This window comes from Bacillus andreraoultii, assembly GCF_001244735.1.
GTDB lineage: Bacteria > Bacillota > Bacilli > Bacillales > Caldibacillaceae > Caldifermentibacillus > Caldifermentibacillus andreraoultii.
In genome coordinates, this window is the sequence record NZ_LN868937.1 from 2,645,897 (window position 1) to 2,660,079 (window position 14,183).

The 14,183-nt window shown below is 32.8% G+C and carries 17 protein-coding genes; 6 read left to right on the top strand and 11 right to left on the bottom strand.

Annotated elements, in window-relative coordinates; translation table 11 throughout:
- Nucleotides 1–10: 10 nt before the first annotated feature.
- Both BN2144_RS17870 and BN2144_RS17875 read right to left on the bottom strand, forming a co-directional pair.
- Nucleotides 11–1,228: an ABC transporter permease gene (locus BN2144_RS17870; protein WP_033829575.1), complete on the bottom strand. Its 1,218-nt coding sequence runs from the start codon at nt 1,226–1,228 to the stop codon at nt 11–13.
- Complete coding sequence (locus tag BN2144_RS17875) at nt 1,221–1,964, bottom strand: ABC transporter ATP-binding protein (protein WP_033829576.1); 744 nt, start codon at nt 1,962–1,964, stop codon at nt 1,221–1,223. Before BN2144_RS17875 ends, BN2144_RS17870 begins: the two co-directional genes overlap by 8 nt.
- A gap of 543 nt (nt 1,965–2,507) precedes the next feature.
- On the opposite strand from BN2144_RS17875, the gene BN2144_RS17880 reads away from it, so the two are divergent.
- Together BN2144_RS17880 and BN2144_RS17885 are read left to right on the top strand one after the other, a co-directional pair.
- Complete coding sequence (locus BN2144_RS17880) at nt 2,508–2,927, top strand: HIT family protein (protein ID WP_033829766.1); 420 nt, start codon at nt 2,508–2,510, stop codon at nt 2,925–2,927.
- 133 nt (nt 2,928–3,060) lie between these two features.
- Complete coding sequence (locus BN2144_RS17885) at nt 3,061–3,576, top strand: tryptophan transporter (protein ID WP_033829577.1); 516 nt, start codon at nt 3,061–3,063, stop codon at nt 3,574–3,576.
- A gap of 42 nt (nt 3,577–3,618) precedes the next feature.
- On the opposite strand, the gene BN2144_RS17890 is transcribed toward BN2144_RS17885, so the two are convergent.
- Nucleotides 3,619–3,813 (bottom strand): membrane protein YhzF, encoded by a 195-nt coding sequence (locus tag BN2144_RS17890; RefSeq protein WP_033829578.1) that lies wholly within the window; start codon nt 3,811–3,813, stop codon nt 3,619–3,621.
- Between the two features lie 317 nt (nt 3,814–4,130).
- On the opposite strand from BN2144_RS17890, the gene BN2144_RS17895 reads away from it, so the two are divergent.
- Nucleotides 4,131–4,706: an HTH-type transcriptional regulator Hpr gene (locus tag BN2144_RS17895; RefSeq protein ID WP_033829579.1), complete on the top strand. Its 576-nt coding sequence runs from the start codon at nt 4,131–4,133 to the stop codon at nt 4,704–4,706.
- Here BN2144_RS17895 and BN2144_RS17900 read toward each other — a convergent pair.
- Nucleotides 4,703–5,038: a DUF1878 family protein gene (locus tag BN2144_RS17900; RefSeq protein ID WP_082195277.1), complete on the bottom strand. Its 336-nt coding sequence runs from the start codon at nt 5,036–5,038 to the stop codon at nt 4,703–4,705. The two genes, BN2144_RS17895 and BN2144_RS17900, sit on opposite strands and share 4 nt — an antisense overlap.
- A 333-nt stretch (nt 5,039–5,371) precedes the next feature.
- Here BN2144_RS17900 and BN2144_RS17905 point away from each other — a divergent pair, with 333 nt between their 5' ends.
- Both BN2144_RS17905 and BN2144_RS17910 read left to right on the top strand, forming a co-directional pair.
- Nucleotides 5,372–5,920, top strand: coding sequence for a DUF3267 domain-containing protein (locus tag BN2144_RS17905; protein WP_033829580.1), 549 nt, complete (start codon nt 5,372–5,374; stop codon nt 5,918–5,920).
- A gap of 64 nt (nt 5,921–5,984) precedes the next feature.
- Complete coding sequence (locus tag BN2144_RS17910; RefSeq protein WP_033829581.1) at nt 5,985–6,164, top strand: hypothetical protein; 180 nt, start codon at nt 5,985–5,987, stop codon at nt 6,162–6,164.
- 97 nt (nt 6,165–6,261) lie between these two features.
- Here BN2144_RS17910 and BN2144_RS19375 read toward each other — a convergent pair whose 3' ends face one another.
- Both BN2144_RS19375 and BN2144_RS19380 read right to left on the bottom strand, forming a co-directional pair.
- Nucleotides 6,262–6,351: a YjcZ family sporulation protein gene (locus BN2144_RS19375; protein WP_033829582.1), complete on the bottom strand. Its 90-nt coding sequence runs from the start codon at nt 6,349–6,351 to the stop codon at nt 6,262–6,264.
- Nucleotides 6,352–6,467: 116 nt separating this feature from the next.
- Nucleotides 6,468–6,551, bottom strand: a complete 84-nt coding sequence (locus tag BN2144_RS19380) for a YjcZ family sporulation protein (RefSeq protein WP_075047858.1) — start codon at nt 6,549–6,551, stop codon at nt 6,468–6,470.
- Between the two features lie 222 nt (nt 6,552–6,773).
- Here BN2144_RS19380 and BN2144_RS17915 point away from each other — a divergent pair, with 222 nt between their 5' ends.
- Nucleotides 6,774–7,652, top strand: coding sequence for a peptidylprolyl isomerase (locus BN2144_RS17915; protein WP_033829583.1), 879 nt, complete (start codon nt 6,774–6,776; stop codon nt 7,650–7,652).
- A gap of 235 nt (nt 7,653–7,887) precedes the next feature.
- On the opposite strand, the gene BN2144_RS17920 is transcribed toward BN2144_RS17915, so the two are convergent.
- The 5 genes from BN2144_RS17920 to BN2144_RS17940 form a co-directional block, all read right to left on the bottom strand.
- Nucleotides 7,888–8,073: a sporulation YhaL family protein gene (locus BN2144_RS17920; protein WP_033829584.1), complete on the bottom strand. Its 186-nt coding sequence runs from the start codon at nt 8,071–8,073 to the stop codon at nt 7,888–7,890.
- A gap of 88 nt (nt 8,074–8,161) precedes the next feature.
- Nucleotides 8,162–9,106, bottom strand: coding sequence for a 3'-5' exoribonuclease YhaM (gene yhaM, locus BN2144_RS17925; protein ID WP_033829585.1), 945 nt, complete (start codon nt 9,104–9,106; stop codon nt 8,162–8,164).
- A gap of 107 nt (nt 9,107–9,213) precedes the next feature.
- Nucleotides 9,214–12,168 (bottom strand): ATP-binding protein, encoded by a 2,955-nt coding sequence (locus BN2144_RS17930; RefSeq protein ID WP_033829586.1) that lies wholly within the window; start codon nt 12,166–12,168, stop codon nt 9,214–9,216.
- Nucleotides 12,169–12,184: 16 nt separating this feature from the next.
- Complete coding sequence (locus BN2144_RS17935) at nt 12,185–13,396, bottom strand: metallophosphoesterase family protein (protein ID WP_033829587.1); 1,212 nt, start codon at nt 13,394–13,396, stop codon at nt 12,185–12,187.
- 286 nt (nt 13,397–13,682) lie between these two features.
- Nucleotides 13,683–14,081, bottom strand: a complete 399-nt coding sequence (locus tag BN2144_RS17940) for a hypothetical protein (protein WP_042338198.1) — start codon at nt 14,079–14,081, stop codon at nt 13,683–13,685.
- Nucleotides 14,082–14,183 lie beyond the last annotated feature (102 nt).

The window sequence follows — 14,183 nt, forward strand, 5'->3', positions numbered from 1 at the left end:
AGACAACCCCTTATGTGAGTTCATTCCACTTTTCAATTTGTCTTTTGCAATAGACAAATACAAACAAATAGCAAAATAAAGTTAATACGATAAATAGAAGAAGACCTTTTTGAAAATCTAGAGAAGTAATAAAACTTAAAACAAAAATTAAGTTTTGCGTCCACAATACATTTAACATTAATTTTAAAAACGATTGTTTCTTAGCTTCTTCATTCACTGGGTACAATTCTGTCCAAATAACTGCATCGTAATGTTTCCAAAGGCTTATTAATTGAAAACCGGTTAAATAAATAAAAAGAAGAGCAATAGCAAACGCAACATAAGAGCCGTCAAGACCCCAAATAAATAATGCCGCAATGATCGTTAACCTCATAAAAAGTCCAAAGTAATCGCCACTTCTAAAGAATGAACGAACAAAAAGGAAAGCATATGTTTGATTTTGTTGTACATTTCCCGTTCTCATAAACATATCCGCCCATTTTCTTCTTTTTACACGGTTTCGTAATTGAGGAACATCGGTAAATAAATTTGCTATTCGATAAAAAAAGGCCATTCTTCGCTCTTCATAATCAATTAAACGTTCCCATGGAATCCCGCGTTTTTTAAGCTTAACATGAAAATAAAGCGTGTAAAGAACAAACAGGCCGAAAATAATGAAAAATAAAGAAAATCTTCCGCTGATGAAAAAGAACACGATAACACCATTTAATAAATGACGAATCAACACATCCCAAATGACGCTCTCTTGATCTAGGTCATAAGTAATCATCCACCGTGTAAATAAATTTACGGCCTGTAAACCAATGAGTAATAATGAAAAATGAAGTAATTTAGCATTTGTTCCCATCGTCTGTAAATATATTGGAATGACAAGTAGGAAAATCAGGAAAGTACTGTATAAGCGCCACATGACGGATAAAAAATACGAACGAATAAAATAACTTTTCATTTCTGTTTCTACTGGAAGTAAAAAAACTTTATCTGGTTCTTTTAAAAATGTGATGACATTACCATTACTTAATAAAAGGGAAAAGATAATTGCAAAGATCACCGCTGTTGGAAAAGTTTCGTCTAATGTTGCAACCCAATCTTTATAATAAAAAGCCCCACCGCCAAGGGCAAAAAGTAAAACGATTAAAAGATGGTCATTGAACATATACCTACCGTAGCGAAGCATTTCTTTAAGCCGTTCTTGAAACCTGCTACTCCAAAGTTTTTTACTATTCATCTTTTGCGTCATCCTTTGTTAATTGTACATAAATATCGTCTAAACTTGCATTGCTTAGTTGGAATTGATTTCGAAGCTCCTCTAACGTCCCTTTTGCTTTTATTTCCCCATTATGTAAAATGATAAAGCGGTCACAATATTTTTCTGCCGTTGCTAAAATATGAGTCGACATTAAAATACCTGCACCTTTCCTTTGTCTCGTTTTTAGAAGTTGTAGAAGACTTTGAATCGCAAGTGGATCTAAACCGACGAAAGGTTCATCAATAATATATAGTTCAGGTTCAACTAAAAACGCTGACATAATCATTACTTTTTGTTTCATCCCTTTAGAAAAATGGGATGGGAACCATTTCAAACGTTTTTTCATACGGAATTCGGTAAGCAATGTATCTACTCTTGTTTTATATTCAGATTCGGAAATTCCATAAGCCATTGCACTTAGCTTCAAATGTTCCTCCAAAGTCAACTCCTCATATAAAACGGGAGCCTCAGGAATGTAGGAAAACTTCTTTCGATAACCATCACGATCTTCGGCTATTGATTTTCCATCTATCCTAATTTCTCCTTCCTTTGGTTCCATTAAACCAATAATATGTTTTATCGTCGTACTTTTACCGGCACCATTTAGACCAATCAGCGCAACAATCTCCCCTTTTTCAATTTCAAAGCTTACTTTATTTAATACATTTGTTCTCGTATATCCACCCGTAAGTGATTTAACCTCCAATAAGTTCATAAAAAATTCTCCTTTTCCAATTCAAAATCCTTTTTTGCAAATATCGACTATAGACAATCCAATTAAGGCTTGTCCTTATGTATACTTCCTTTAGTTTAGCAAAAATCAAATAAAGAAAAAAATCTTTTTATCTAATGTATGATTTTTTCGTAAAGTGGATATTATAAATAGCGAAGGGAAAACAACTCAACTTCAAATGGGGTGTTTACGAAAGATACGTTACTCGTTTGAATAAGAGCTAGTGCATTCACAAGTCACTTCAATAAATGAGGTGTTTGCCAAAGATGATCATCCGAAGTAACTCATATTATATGACGAACAGGGGATGATAAGCTTGAATGCAAAAGAGTCTTTGAAAACCTGTTGTAACCAGTAGTAACAAACCCAGTTAATTTCCCTTCATTCGGGCAAGGCTCGTGTTCACTTGTTAGTGAACATAGGCCTTGCCTCTTTATATTTTACAACCATTTGCATCTTTTCCCATTCAACCTAATATATGATAAAATAGGTAACAGTATGAAAATTGGAAAGGATGGATTATCAATGAGTGACTGTATTTTTTGTAAAATAATTAATGGCGAAATTCCATCAGCAAAAGTTTACGAAGACGAAAATGTCATGGCTTTCCTCGATATCTCACAAGTGACAAAAGGACATACGTTAGTTATTCCAAAAACCCACCAAGCAAATATTTATGAATTAACACCAGATGTAGCAAGTAAATTATTTTCGGTGGTTCCAAAAATCGCTAATGCCATTAAAAAGGCATATAATCCCATTGGACTTAACTTACTAAACAATAATGGCGAATCTGCTGGACAATCTGTTTTCCACTATCACGTCCATTTAATTCCTCGTTACGGAGATGGAGATGGATTTGGGGCTGTATGGAAAACTCACGAAAAAGATTATTCTCAAGATGATTTACAAAATATCGCAAAAACAATCGGAAACAATATATAATTATTTAAAAATTTTTACTTTAAAAACTACTTAACATATGTTATAATGATTATAACTAACTCGCTTTTGGTCACAGGACACAAAAGGAGTCTGTTTAGAGAGATAGTATAGTATAGCAGAGGAGAGATGAGTAATGAAAACGAAAGAATTAGTTATTATGGCTTTATTTGTAGGGATTGGAGCAGCCCTACATTCAATAATTCCTGGCTTCGGTGCAGGTGGGATGAAACCAGACTTCAGTTTATTGATGATGTTCTTGGCGATTATACTTTTTCCAGATAAGAAAAATGTCATTATTCTTGGTCTTGCTACAGGTATTATTTCTGGCTTAACAACGACATTCCCAGCCGGTTTTATACCAAATATCATCGACAAACTGATTACGGCTTTCGTATTTTATGGCTTATTCCTAGTAGTTAAAAAAAGCCGCTCCGTTGTTAGTAATGCAGTATTAACAGCCATTGGCACCATTGTATCAGGAACGATATTCCTTGGTTCTGCATTATTGATTGTTGGATTACCTAGTGGCTTCACTTTATTATTTTCAACAATCGTTGTTCCTACATCTTTATTAAACACAATCGCTATTGTAGTTGTCTACCCAATCGTTGCTAAAGTAATGAAAAGAAGTAACATGACATTCGCATAAGGTAAAAAAAGAACTTGGAAGTTAATTTTCCAAGTTCTTTTTTTACTTAAAGTAAATAAAAATAATAATCCCAAGACTAAAAGAAAAGACGGAACCTGCCGTAATTACAATCAATTGTTTCCGTAAATTATTTTGATAATAGTTGCTTTTTGTCCTTCTGATTGTAAATACATAATGCAATGAACCGTACAGCAAAAGAAAACCAAGTGCCATAAAGCCAAAGATAATACCTTCCATTCATATCCCCTTCAATTATTAAATTGCAAAAAATATTTCATTAAACTAAATATATTCACTTTTCGGCAAATATATATTATAAAAACAAAAAATTTTTCTAAAATAAAGAGGATTTTTTAAAGGTCATGTAGAATTTTGAATAATACAATAAAGCTTTGTTGTATACAATGAACAATGCATCATATCATTTTGTAAAGAAAGAGAAAACCACCGAATATTGAAATGGATTTCACAATAAACAATAATATCTTCTTAAAAACCTTTTCTCTTTTTTACCATAGCTTTAATAATAATCTTAATGGAAGGTGAGTGATTATATGGAAAAACTTTCAAAACTTGAGGCACTTCTGTTTACTCAAAAAATTTCACAATTAGGGAAAGCTCTTTGGAAATCCATCGAAAAGGATTGGCAACAGTGGATCAAACCTTACAATCTCAATATTAATGAGCACCATATTTTATGGATTGCTTATCATTTACACGGTGCATCCATTTCAGATATTGCCAAATTTGGTGTTATGCACGTCTCAACTGCTTTCAATTTCTCAAAAAAATTAGAGGAACGAGGCTATTTAACTTTTTCTAAAAAAGTGGAAGATAAACGAAATACGTATATTCGCTTAACGGAAAAAGGTGAACAACTTGTAATGGAGTTATTAGAAAACTACGACCCATCAAAACATACCATTTTAATGGGCGCACAACCGTTAAAAGATATTTATGGGAAGTACCCTGATATTCTCGAACTTATGACAATTGTTCGAAATATTTATGGGGATGACTTCATGGATATATTTCAAAAAACATATACAGATATAGAAAAACTAAATATAGATCATGAGGAAAAAAAGGAAAAAGAAGATACAAAAGTAAAAGAAAAAGAAGTCGTCTAAGATACGTATTTATTGAATTCAGTCATTAATTCAACATATAAGCTTTGTTGTAAACAGGATTGTACTGTTTCTTTTACCTCCAATTTCTTGTTCAGTTCCTCAGCAAATTCCTTTAGGAGCGGATGAAAATTCAAAAACCCTTCCGCTTTTTGTTCTTGTAGCTTATTGTTCATTCTCTCACATAGTTCTAAAAAGTCAGATACTTCCTGGCGTCCAAGATTTTTTCGAATTATTAATTTTGTAAATGGATGTTCGGCCATATCAACTAATTCAAGTAGTAACTTTTGATGATATTCTAACCGTTCAATTCGTGCCCACATTTCTTCAATCATTCGTTTTCATCCTTTTACCATTCATTCTTTACTAAGAAATTATTTTTCCCTCAACATATATTCGCTAAAGTTCCAGCTTTTCCCTTCTTAATAGCATTAGTAGACAACACTTATTTACGTTTGTCAAATGGAGTAGAATTTTTTTATATAAATTCCATTGATTTTTTATTCATCCCGCTGTAAAGTATGAAGGTATTTATCTATTACTTCTACTGATATACGATAATGGGACGTCTATAAAATGAAAAAATAACATATTTATTGAAAAGTTTCCCTAGTTTGATAGTACTAGCAATTACTATTATTATACTACAGATAAAGGAAGGTTTTTCCATGAATTGTTGGAAATCAGTTAATTTATATCACTATTATGGAGATTTACATGTCATTCATTTAGCCATCATTACAGTTATTTCTTCCTATATTACATTTTATATTCCTTTTTCTTTTCTTGTTGATATTCAATCATTAAATGATAATGATTTTCTCTTATTTATTATACTAAGTTTTTGCATTTATCCCATTCATAAAATGATCCATGTTTGTACTTTATTAAGTATGAAATCGAAATTTTTAATTAGATGGAAAAGATTTTATCAGTTGATCCCATTAATAAATATAAAAATCACCGTCGCACTTGTAAAATGGAAATATATCTTTGCGTTATTAATGCCTTTCTTTATTTTAAATAGTATATTAATAGTATGTATATTTTTATTTCCTAGTTATGTTCATTATATGACACTTTTGCTTTCTCTTCATAATGGGATTTGTATTAGAGATATGATTTACTTAAAGTTGTTATTGAAATCACCAACAAAGTGTTTTATTGAGGAAAATGATGAAGGATATGAAATATTAACGTTATCAACTAATTTATAACTACATGTATCGTAGTGTTCGAGAAATAGAGAAACTCAGTTTGGCGCAACGGGAGGGATCTTGTTTGGTCTTTATTTTTATTCTTTTAGCTACAATCATTATCTTTTACATGAATTTGCTTATGTTTAGATTTTGCATTCAAAAAGAAATACCAGAAGAAAAACACCATCAAATTATTCGTACAGCAAATATAGCAACAATGATATTACTTATTTCTTCTTATGTAGAGATTTTGTTTACATAGAAGAAATAAATAAAGAAAATTCAAAAGGGGCTTTCCAAATAATGGAAGCCCACTTTTTTTCCATATGACCCTCTTTTTTAAATGAACAAAATACTTTTTAGCAAATATACGCTGCACCAACGATGATGAGCAAGATAAATAATACAACGATTAGTGCAAAACCTGCACCTGCATATCCTCCTGACATAAACACACCTCCTTTAATAGAGGAATTTATTCATTTTGCATTTATTACCCGCTTAAAAGATAAAGGAACATATACTTAAATTATGTTACATATATATCGTAAGTCATCAGCTTCCTTTATAAATAGGAACACCCTACAATAATCAACAAAATAAACAGAACGACAATTAATATGAATGGATTGTATCTTTGTACTGTCATCTGTCATACCTCCTTTAACAAGTTCAATATATCCTATGTCATTATTTCGTCATTTGTTTAGTGAAAACACCCACTTTTTCATAAAAAATTAGGCATTTTCCTTTTTTGTTTCATATTTACACCATTGAAAAAGTATTTTTTTGTTCTGGCATTTATGTTATAGTTAATTTTGTGGTAAAATGATACAAGCATTAAAACAAATGATTAGGAGTTGTATATTAGATGAAGAAGAAATACCTTTTATCTTTAACTTTAGCTTGCGGTCTTCTAACTTTAACTGCATGTGGGAATGGCGATAAAGCAGTTGTTGAGACTGACGCAGGCAACATTACTCAAGATGAATTTTATCAAGCAATGAAAGAACGTTCTGGGGAAGCAACATTAAAAGAACTTGTATACAAAAAAGTATTATCTGACAAATATAAAGTGACAGATAAAGAAGTGAATAAAGCATTAAAGGAATATAAAGATGCTTACGGAGATAATTTTCAAAGTTTTCTAGCACAACTTGGATTATCTAACGAAGACCAATTAAAAGATTTACTTGAATATTCTCTTCTACAAGAAAAAGCAGGTAAAGCAAAAGTGAAAGTAACGGATGAGGAATTAAAGGAACAATATAATATCGAATCTAAGACAGTCACTGCCCGTCATATTTTAGTTGCTGATGAAGAAAAAGCAAAAGAAGTAAAGGCAAAATTAGATAAGGGTGAAGATTTTGCGAAACTAGCAAAAGAATATTCAACAGATACAGCTACTGCTGAAAAAGGTGGAGATTTAGGCGATCTTAATCCAGATCAACTTGTTCGTCCATTCGTCCTAGCAGCGTATAAACTTAAAGTAAATGAAATCAGTAATCCTGTGCAATCTGACTACGGTTTCCATATTATTCAAGTAACAAAAATAACAGATAAAAAAGATGTGAAATCATTTGATGATATGAAGCCAGAACTTAAAGATAAAGTGAAAAAAGCGAAACTTGACTCAACAATCGTACAAAAAGCAGTTGATGAAGCCGTTAAAAAAGCGGATGTAAAAATTAAAGATAAAGATTTAAAAGATATTCTCAACACTCCTGTTGAAACAGGTTCTGCAAAATAATTTGAGAAATAAGGAAAACTCAACTATCCGAGCGCAGGAGCCGTTATTTACAGAAAAGGATTTTCGGCTTTGATAGTATGCTACTAAAGTTTCCTCTTGTAAGCTTAAGTGTTTAGGAAAGTAGACATTGAAAAGTTTATACTTTCTTATTAGCCAAAAAAGACTTCCTACATGGTCAATTTTTCAACCAATGTGGAAGTCTTTTTTGTACACCAACCTTTTGAAGATTATTTTATTAAGCTTCTTGGGAGTATTGTTTTCTTTTTTGTTTTTCTTCTTCCATCCGTTGTAAATAGATGGCTCCTTCTTGTTCCGCCTCTTTTATTTCTAATTCCTTCTCTTCCCTGTTTGTCCGAATTGTCATATATGCACTAATTACAATTCCTGCGACAACTAACCAAATCCAAAATGGAACCCCCATAATTAAACCTCCTATTTTTCAAAATCTATCATTTATATACATATATTCGAATAGGAGATTTTTTATGACTAGCTTGTTCATATCTATATCATTTTGAAAAAGTAGGTTTATAGAATGAACGATTATCTAAAGCAAAAACTCGTTCACTAAATTCACCAGGTTTCGTTTTATCAAGTGTTCGATTTAACATATGAATCTTTGCATCAAGATTATCAATATAGTGAAGGACTTCTGCCTCACGAATCATCGGCGGCTTCGGACTCCCCCATTCGGCTTTCCCATGGTGACTAAGAACTAAATGTTGTAAAACCGTAACTTCTTCACCCGTAATTTCTAACTCCTCCGCTGCCTTCGCTATTTCATTCACCATAATTGTGATATGGCCAAGAAGTGTTCCTTCCATTGTATATGTCGCCGATAGTGGCCCTGATAATTCAAAAACCTTTCCTAAGTCGTGGAGAATAACGCCAGCGTATAACAAATCTTTATCTAATTCAGGGTAAAGACTTACAATTGCTTTTGCGAGGTCAAGCATTGACACAACATGATAGGCAAGACCAGAGTAAAATTCATGGTGATTTTTCGTTGCCGCTGGATATTCTAAAAACGGTTTTTCATATTTTTTAATTAGGAATCTTGTTATACGTTGAATTTTCGAATTCGTCATTTCTAAAATACATTGGTTAATTTTACTAATCATCACATCTGCTTCTACTGGTGCCTTTTCAATAAATTGATCAATTGGTAGTTCTTCTTGTGGGTGTAGTGGGCGAATTTTACGAATGCGCAATTGCAATTTCCCACGATAATTTTGTACATCTCCTAATATTTTAACAATCGTTTGATTCACGTACATTTTCTCTACTTCTTCAGTTACATCCCATAATTTTGCTTCTATATCGCCGGTTTTATCTTGAAGAACTAATGTTAAAAATGGTTTCCCATTGCTAGCAATTCCCTTTATCGCAGTTTTTATTAAAAAGTATTGTTCTACTTGCTCACCAGTTTCATAAAAGCGGATACCGTTATTCATCTTTTTCGCTCCTTAACTTACTAGTTATTTAGAAATATGTCGAGAAACCTCGTGATTTTAGTTCACATTATCTGACAATAAGTATAACACGTCAATGAAACCTCATCCTATGGTAAATAAATCGTATCCTCCTCATTAAAATATTTTGTAAATGTTTTATGGCAAGAGAAATACAGGATTTGCATATGAGAAGAGATTTCCTCTAATATGTTCATCATTTGCTGCCTTCTCTCCTCATCAAAATGGACAAAGCCATCATCGATTATTAATGGTAATGGATTATGTTCACGAGTTTTCACAGCTAGTGCAAGGCGTAAACTTATATACAATTGTTCACTAGTCGCTTGACTTACTTCTTTAGGCATGAAAATGATTCCATCATTCCGCTCAATAAATAATTGATCCCGGTTATGATCAAGAAAAATTTGCTTATACGCTCCGTGCGTGATTGTAGAAAAGTAAGTAGATGCTTCTGTTAAAATTTGTGGAAGTCTTTCAACTTTATACTTTTCCATTGCTTTATTTAATACATGACGTGCCGTTTGATAGACTGCCCATTGTTTTGACACTTCTTTTAGTTCATACCTTTCTTGATGATATTGATGTAACAGCTCAGTATATGTGCCTCCTTCTTCTAATACTGCTAAATCAAGAGACACCGCCGCTCGTTCTGTTTCTAGATTTTCAATTTCTTTCGTCAACGATGCTTGTAATTGTTCATATTCGTTAAAAACGTCCTCTCCAATACTTGGGGGAAGATCTTCATTTAAATTTGGAAGTGGTAACGTACTTTTCGCTAGCTGCGTATCGACAAGTGTTAACTGATTATTCAATTGACGTATTCTTTCTTCCTTTTCACCTTGAAGATAATATTCTTTTTCATTTGTCACATGAGCTTGATGAAATAGTTGTTCAATCTCTTGTTCCACTTGTTGGCGTTCTGTTTTGAGTGAAACATATTGAATGTTTAGCTCTTCTACTTTTCGTAGTCGTTCTTCCCGACTGTTTAATTGGTCTAGCTGTTTCATAAGCTCCGTTTTTAATAATAAAACTTTCTCTTCATAGTTCATATTCGTACTCGGAAAAAACCAATTGAATTTCGTTAAGTTATTCTCGTATTCTTGTAGGTTCGCTTTTATTAAATGGATTTTATTTAAAACTCGAGAATAATGAATGGCCGTTTTTTGTAAATCCTCTAAAAGCTCAAAACCTTCGAGTAAATGATTTTTCGCCATATACTTAGGGAAAAAGTATTGCTCTCCAATTTCCATTAATTCCTGTTCAGTTGTTTTCCATTCCCTTTCCCAATTAGAAAATGACCCGATTAATTCATTAAATTGATGATGCAGTTGTTCTAAACGTATTTTCTCTAATTCGATTTGTTTCTTCACTTGATAGGCATGACTAATCTTTTCATTCATTATTTCATTTTCTGTTGAATGTTTTTTGGACTCTTCCAATTCTTTTTTTAATGTTAACTTTTTATTTTCGAGCTCTTTTATAAGAACATTTTGTTGATTTTTCTGTGCTTTCCTATTTAAGAAATAAAGAATTGATACTAGGATGGAAGCGATAAAGACACCCACACTAATATCTTTAAAACCAACCCAATATAACACAAAGACTAGTACTAGACTTAAACTTAATGCAGCCCACAACATAAAGTTCCGTGTTTTTTTTGAATCTCGTGTTTCTTTTAGATTCTGTAGTTGACTAATCACCCAATTGAACTCATATTCTGTTTCATTCGTTGTGCCACCTGATTTTACTAAGTTTTCTAGATGGACTAGTTCCTCATCATTTACTTTCCTTTTTTCTAATTCGTTCACAAATGCTTCTTGCTGCTGAATCTTCTGTTCTAGTTCATTTTCTTCGAGATCTAATTCTCTTTTCCGTTCAATGAGGTGATTTTTCTTTGACACAAGTTTTGTTATTTTATCCTTTTGAGCAAAACTTAAATCCAATTGTTGAATTTGATCAAGATTCCGCTCAATATTTAACTTTGATTGAATTCGAGCTATTTCTTCATTTATTTGTTCTAATTGCATTTGTAGTTCTTTCAGCTTCTCATCATTATTTCGGTAGTTGGGTAAGTCGTCAATGATATATTGAATTTCCTCTTTATTTTCGATAAACCGTTCATCCACCTGGATTGTTTTTAATTGTTGTTCAATTTCATTCAGTTGTGTTGTCATTGGTTTGATTCTTTTATTGATTGCATTTTTTTCAGCAATTGCTTTTTCATACCGAATGATTCCATCTTTAGGGAATGTTACGGAACCTATTTCTTCTAGTTCATGAAGTACTTGTTTTTTCTCTACTATAAGTGGATATATACGGTTCCATTCCTTTTTAGAAGCAATCTCTTTCTGCAATGCTTTCAATTTTTCTTTTTTGCCATGGAGGTTATTTGTTATTGACTCTAGCCTTGTTCGTAAAGATTCATAGTTTGCTATTTTACTTTTCGCCTCGTTTAATTTTTTCTCGGTGATTTTCAAATGTGCTATTCGAGCATTTATTTCTGGTTTCGATCCACTCGGCTTATATAATTTATCAATTTCTTTATTTAATATTTGCTCGCAAGCCATCATTTGATCCGTTCCAAACGCACTTGTTGAGAATAAAAATTTCGTTAAATCATCGCCCGTTAATTTATGTACATATTGTAATCCATGGATATCGAATGAAAAGATTGACTGATATGCTCCCTTATCCATTCCACATAAAAGTTCTTGTAACAGCTCATCTCCACCAATGGTTCCATCAGCAAGTTTAACCGTAACATCACCAGATGCTCTCCCTTTAACCCGTTCAATCCGAACCGTTCCCCATGTCGGATCTTCAATAACAACTTGTCCACCATACTTTGAACTCGTTTTAGGCTCGTATCTTAATTCAGCTTGCTGCTTTAACGGAAAGCCGAAAAGAATGCTATGAATAAACGACATGATTGTTGACTTTCCCGCTTCATTTTTCCCATAAATAAATGTGTACGGTTCAAGCTTTAAATGATATTGTTCAAACTTTCCATACCCATAAATAAGTAGTTCCTTGATGACCATTATTTCCCTCCTTTACTTACAATTTTAGTAATTGATAAATGATCTTTTCCGTATTACGAATGATGTCTTGTTGTTCTTCCTCTGTTAATGGATTTAAAAAGCGTCGTGTCTTTGGATTATTGTAAAGACTTGCTAATGGTTCTTGCAAATCCAACTCATATAATTGTTGTTTCAGTTTTTGCGAGAATTCATCAGGTACATCACTAACATTTCTTTGTTCTGATTCTTCTAACGATAATTCATACAACCAAACGAAAGGTGTTTGTTCGACTTCTCCTTCTTGCATGAATTCAATCATTTCCTCTGATTGAAACCATTGAAATACGGAGTCAGCAATCGCTTCTTGATGAACGGAAATTTGTAAAAAAACATTCTTTCCGGTTTCCCGCCAAGCTTCTTTTATATTTTGAAGGGTCGTATATAATTCATCAAATGTCGAATATTTTTCCTCTTCTCCTAATATCTCTTTCTCCCAACGAATGGGTGCTGTTTCAATAAAATCGACCTTTGTGGTTGCTTCATCCATTTCTATTAAATAACAACCTTTTGCACCCGACTCATTTTTATGTCGACCTTGGATATTTCCAGGATATAGAATTGTTGGTTCCATATGCAAAATTTGAGATTTATGAATATGTCCTAACGCCCAATAATGAAAGTTTTTTTCAAGTAATTCATTTACTTTAAATGGTGCATAACTATAATGGCTTTTATTAGTAGAGTCATGACCATGTAAAATCCCAATATGGAAATCGGCTTGTTCTTTTTTCGTATAAAAATCGATCATGTGCTCTGTTACATGTTTTTTCGAATAACTAAAACCGTAAAAATGTATTTTCGAACCTTGTCTTGACTCAAATGGAATGGTTTCTACAGTTGGTGGGAATTCGTGTACATTATTAGGCCAAGTTAGTTTTGTCCAATTTCCGCCTAAATGATCATGATTTCCATAAAGAAGAAATACATGAATCCCTTTTTTCGCGAGATTTTCCATTTGCTCCCGAAAAAATAGTTGTGCACGTATACTTCGATCTTCCCCGTCGTAAATATCACCAGCAATAATGATAAAATCAACCATCTCTTCAATGGCAGTATCGATAATTTTTGAAAATGAAGCAAATGTTGATTGTTTCGTTTGTTCATAGATTTTGGAAGGTAGATTCCTTAATCCAACAAACGGGCTATCTAAATGCAAATCTGCACAATGAATAAATTTAATTTTTTTCAATTCTCCTCCACCTCTTCAACTCTTAAACACGAATATACGTTCTTTTATTATGCCATCATTTTCCCATTTCTGCATGCAAAAATCAAGACCTTTCATACATATTCAGCATTTAGTTAAATTGTTTATAAAAATCCCAATCGTCCGAGCTTTGGTGTAACGAGAGTCGTCGTGTACAGAAAATTTTTTTTGGGCTGTAAAGTTATGATTCCGAAGTCTTTCTTATGCAGGAAAGGAAAGTAGAAATTAAATAATTTTTACTTTCCTATTATCCAAGACTTAAAAATAATTAAACACAGGTGAAAGATTGGATTTGACGTAAATCAATTCCAAAATATACCCACCTATATCCTGTCCAGCGCCAACCTGATACCGATCTTCTACCTACAAATATAGGATACATCCAAAACTGCTGACCATTGTGAAGCCAAACATACGTATATCTAAACATACAACGGCGAATACTTCCTGGGTCTACCGCAAATACCCCTGCTTGTTGTGTTTGCGCTGGAACAAACGAAGGTGGTGGTCCAGACGGGGGACCTTGCTGACCTCCTCCACTACTTGGTTGCCCAAACGGAGGGGAAAAGCTTGGTGGACCTTGCTTGGGACCCATAACTCCTCCAGGGAAAAATGGTGGCGGGTTCAATTGTCTCATATCATAAGCGTCCTGACCATATTCTTCCATCTGGTATGGTATTGAATCAACATTTAAATACTCCTCATTTCCATAATCATCATAAAACGGATAATAACTTTGATACATAGGCATCTCCCCTTTTTATTTCTA

What these genes read in the sequence shown, in the direction of transcription:
- BN2144_RS17880 (WP_033829766.1), top strand. Translation starts at nt 2,508, where the DNA reads ATGAGTGACTGTATTTTTTGTAAAATAATTAATGGCGAAATTCCATCA.
- BN2144_RS17875 (WP_033829576.1), bottom strand. Translation starts at nt 1,964, where the DNA reads ATGAACTTATTGGAGGTTAAATCACTTACGGGTGGATATACGAGAACA.
- BN2144_RS17895 (WP_033829579.1), top strand. Translation starts at nt 4,131, where the DNA reads ATGGAAAAACTTTCAAAACTTGAGGCACTTCTGTTTACTCAAAAAATT.
- BN2144_RS17940 (WP_042338198.1), bottom strand. Translation starts at nt 14,081, where the DNA reads ATGGAAGAATATGGTCAGGACGCTTATGATATGAGACAATTGAACCCG.
- yhaM (WP_033829585.1), bottom strand. Translation starts at nt 9,106, where the DNA reads ATGAATAACGGTATCCGCTTTTATGAAACTGGTGAGCAAGTAGAACAA.
- BN2144_RS17915 (WP_033829583.1), top strand. Translation starts at nt 6,774, where the DNA reads ATGAAGAAGAAATACCTTTTATCTTTAACTTTAGCTTGCGGTCTTCTA.
- BN2144_RS17885 (WP_033829577.1), top strand. Translation starts at nt 3,061, where the DNA reads ATGAAAACGAAAGAATTAGTTATTATGGCTTTATTTGTAGGGATTGGA.
- BN2144_RS17900 (WP_082195277.1), bottom strand. Translation starts at nt 5,038, where the DNA reads ATGATTGAAGAAATGTGGGCACGAATTGAACGGTTAGAATATCATCAA.
- BN2144_RS19375 (WP_033829582.1), bottom strand. Translation starts at nt 6,351, where the DNA reads ATGTCAGGAGGATATGCAGGTGCAGGTTTTGCACTAATCGTTGTATTA.
- BN2144_RS17905 (WP_033829580.1), top strand. Translation starts at nt 5,372, where the DNA reads ATGAATTGTTGGAAATCAGTTAATTTATATCACTATTATGGAGATTTA.
- BN2144_RS17870 (WP_033829575.1), bottom strand. Translation starts at nt 1,228, where the DNA reads ATGAATAGTAAAAAACTTTGGAGTAGCAGGTTTCAAGAACGGCTTAAA.
- BN2144_RS17920 (WP_033829584.1), bottom strand. Translation starts at nt 8,073, where the DNA reads ATGGGGGTTCCATTTTGGATTTGGTTAGTTGTCGCAGGAATTGTAATT.
- BN2144_RS19380 (WP_075047858.1), bottom strand. Translation starts at nt 6,551, where the DNA reads ATGACAGTACAAAGATACAATCCATTCATATTAATTGTCGTTCTGTTT.
- BN2144_RS17890 (WP_033829578.1), bottom strand. Translation starts at nt 3,813, where the DNA reads ATGGAAGGTATTATCTTTGGCTTTATGGCACTTGGTTTTCTTTTGCTG.
- BN2144_RS17930 (WP_033829586.1), bottom strand. Translation starts at nt 12,168, where the DNA reads ATGGTCATCAAGGAACTACTTATTTATGGGTATGGAAAGTTTGAACAA.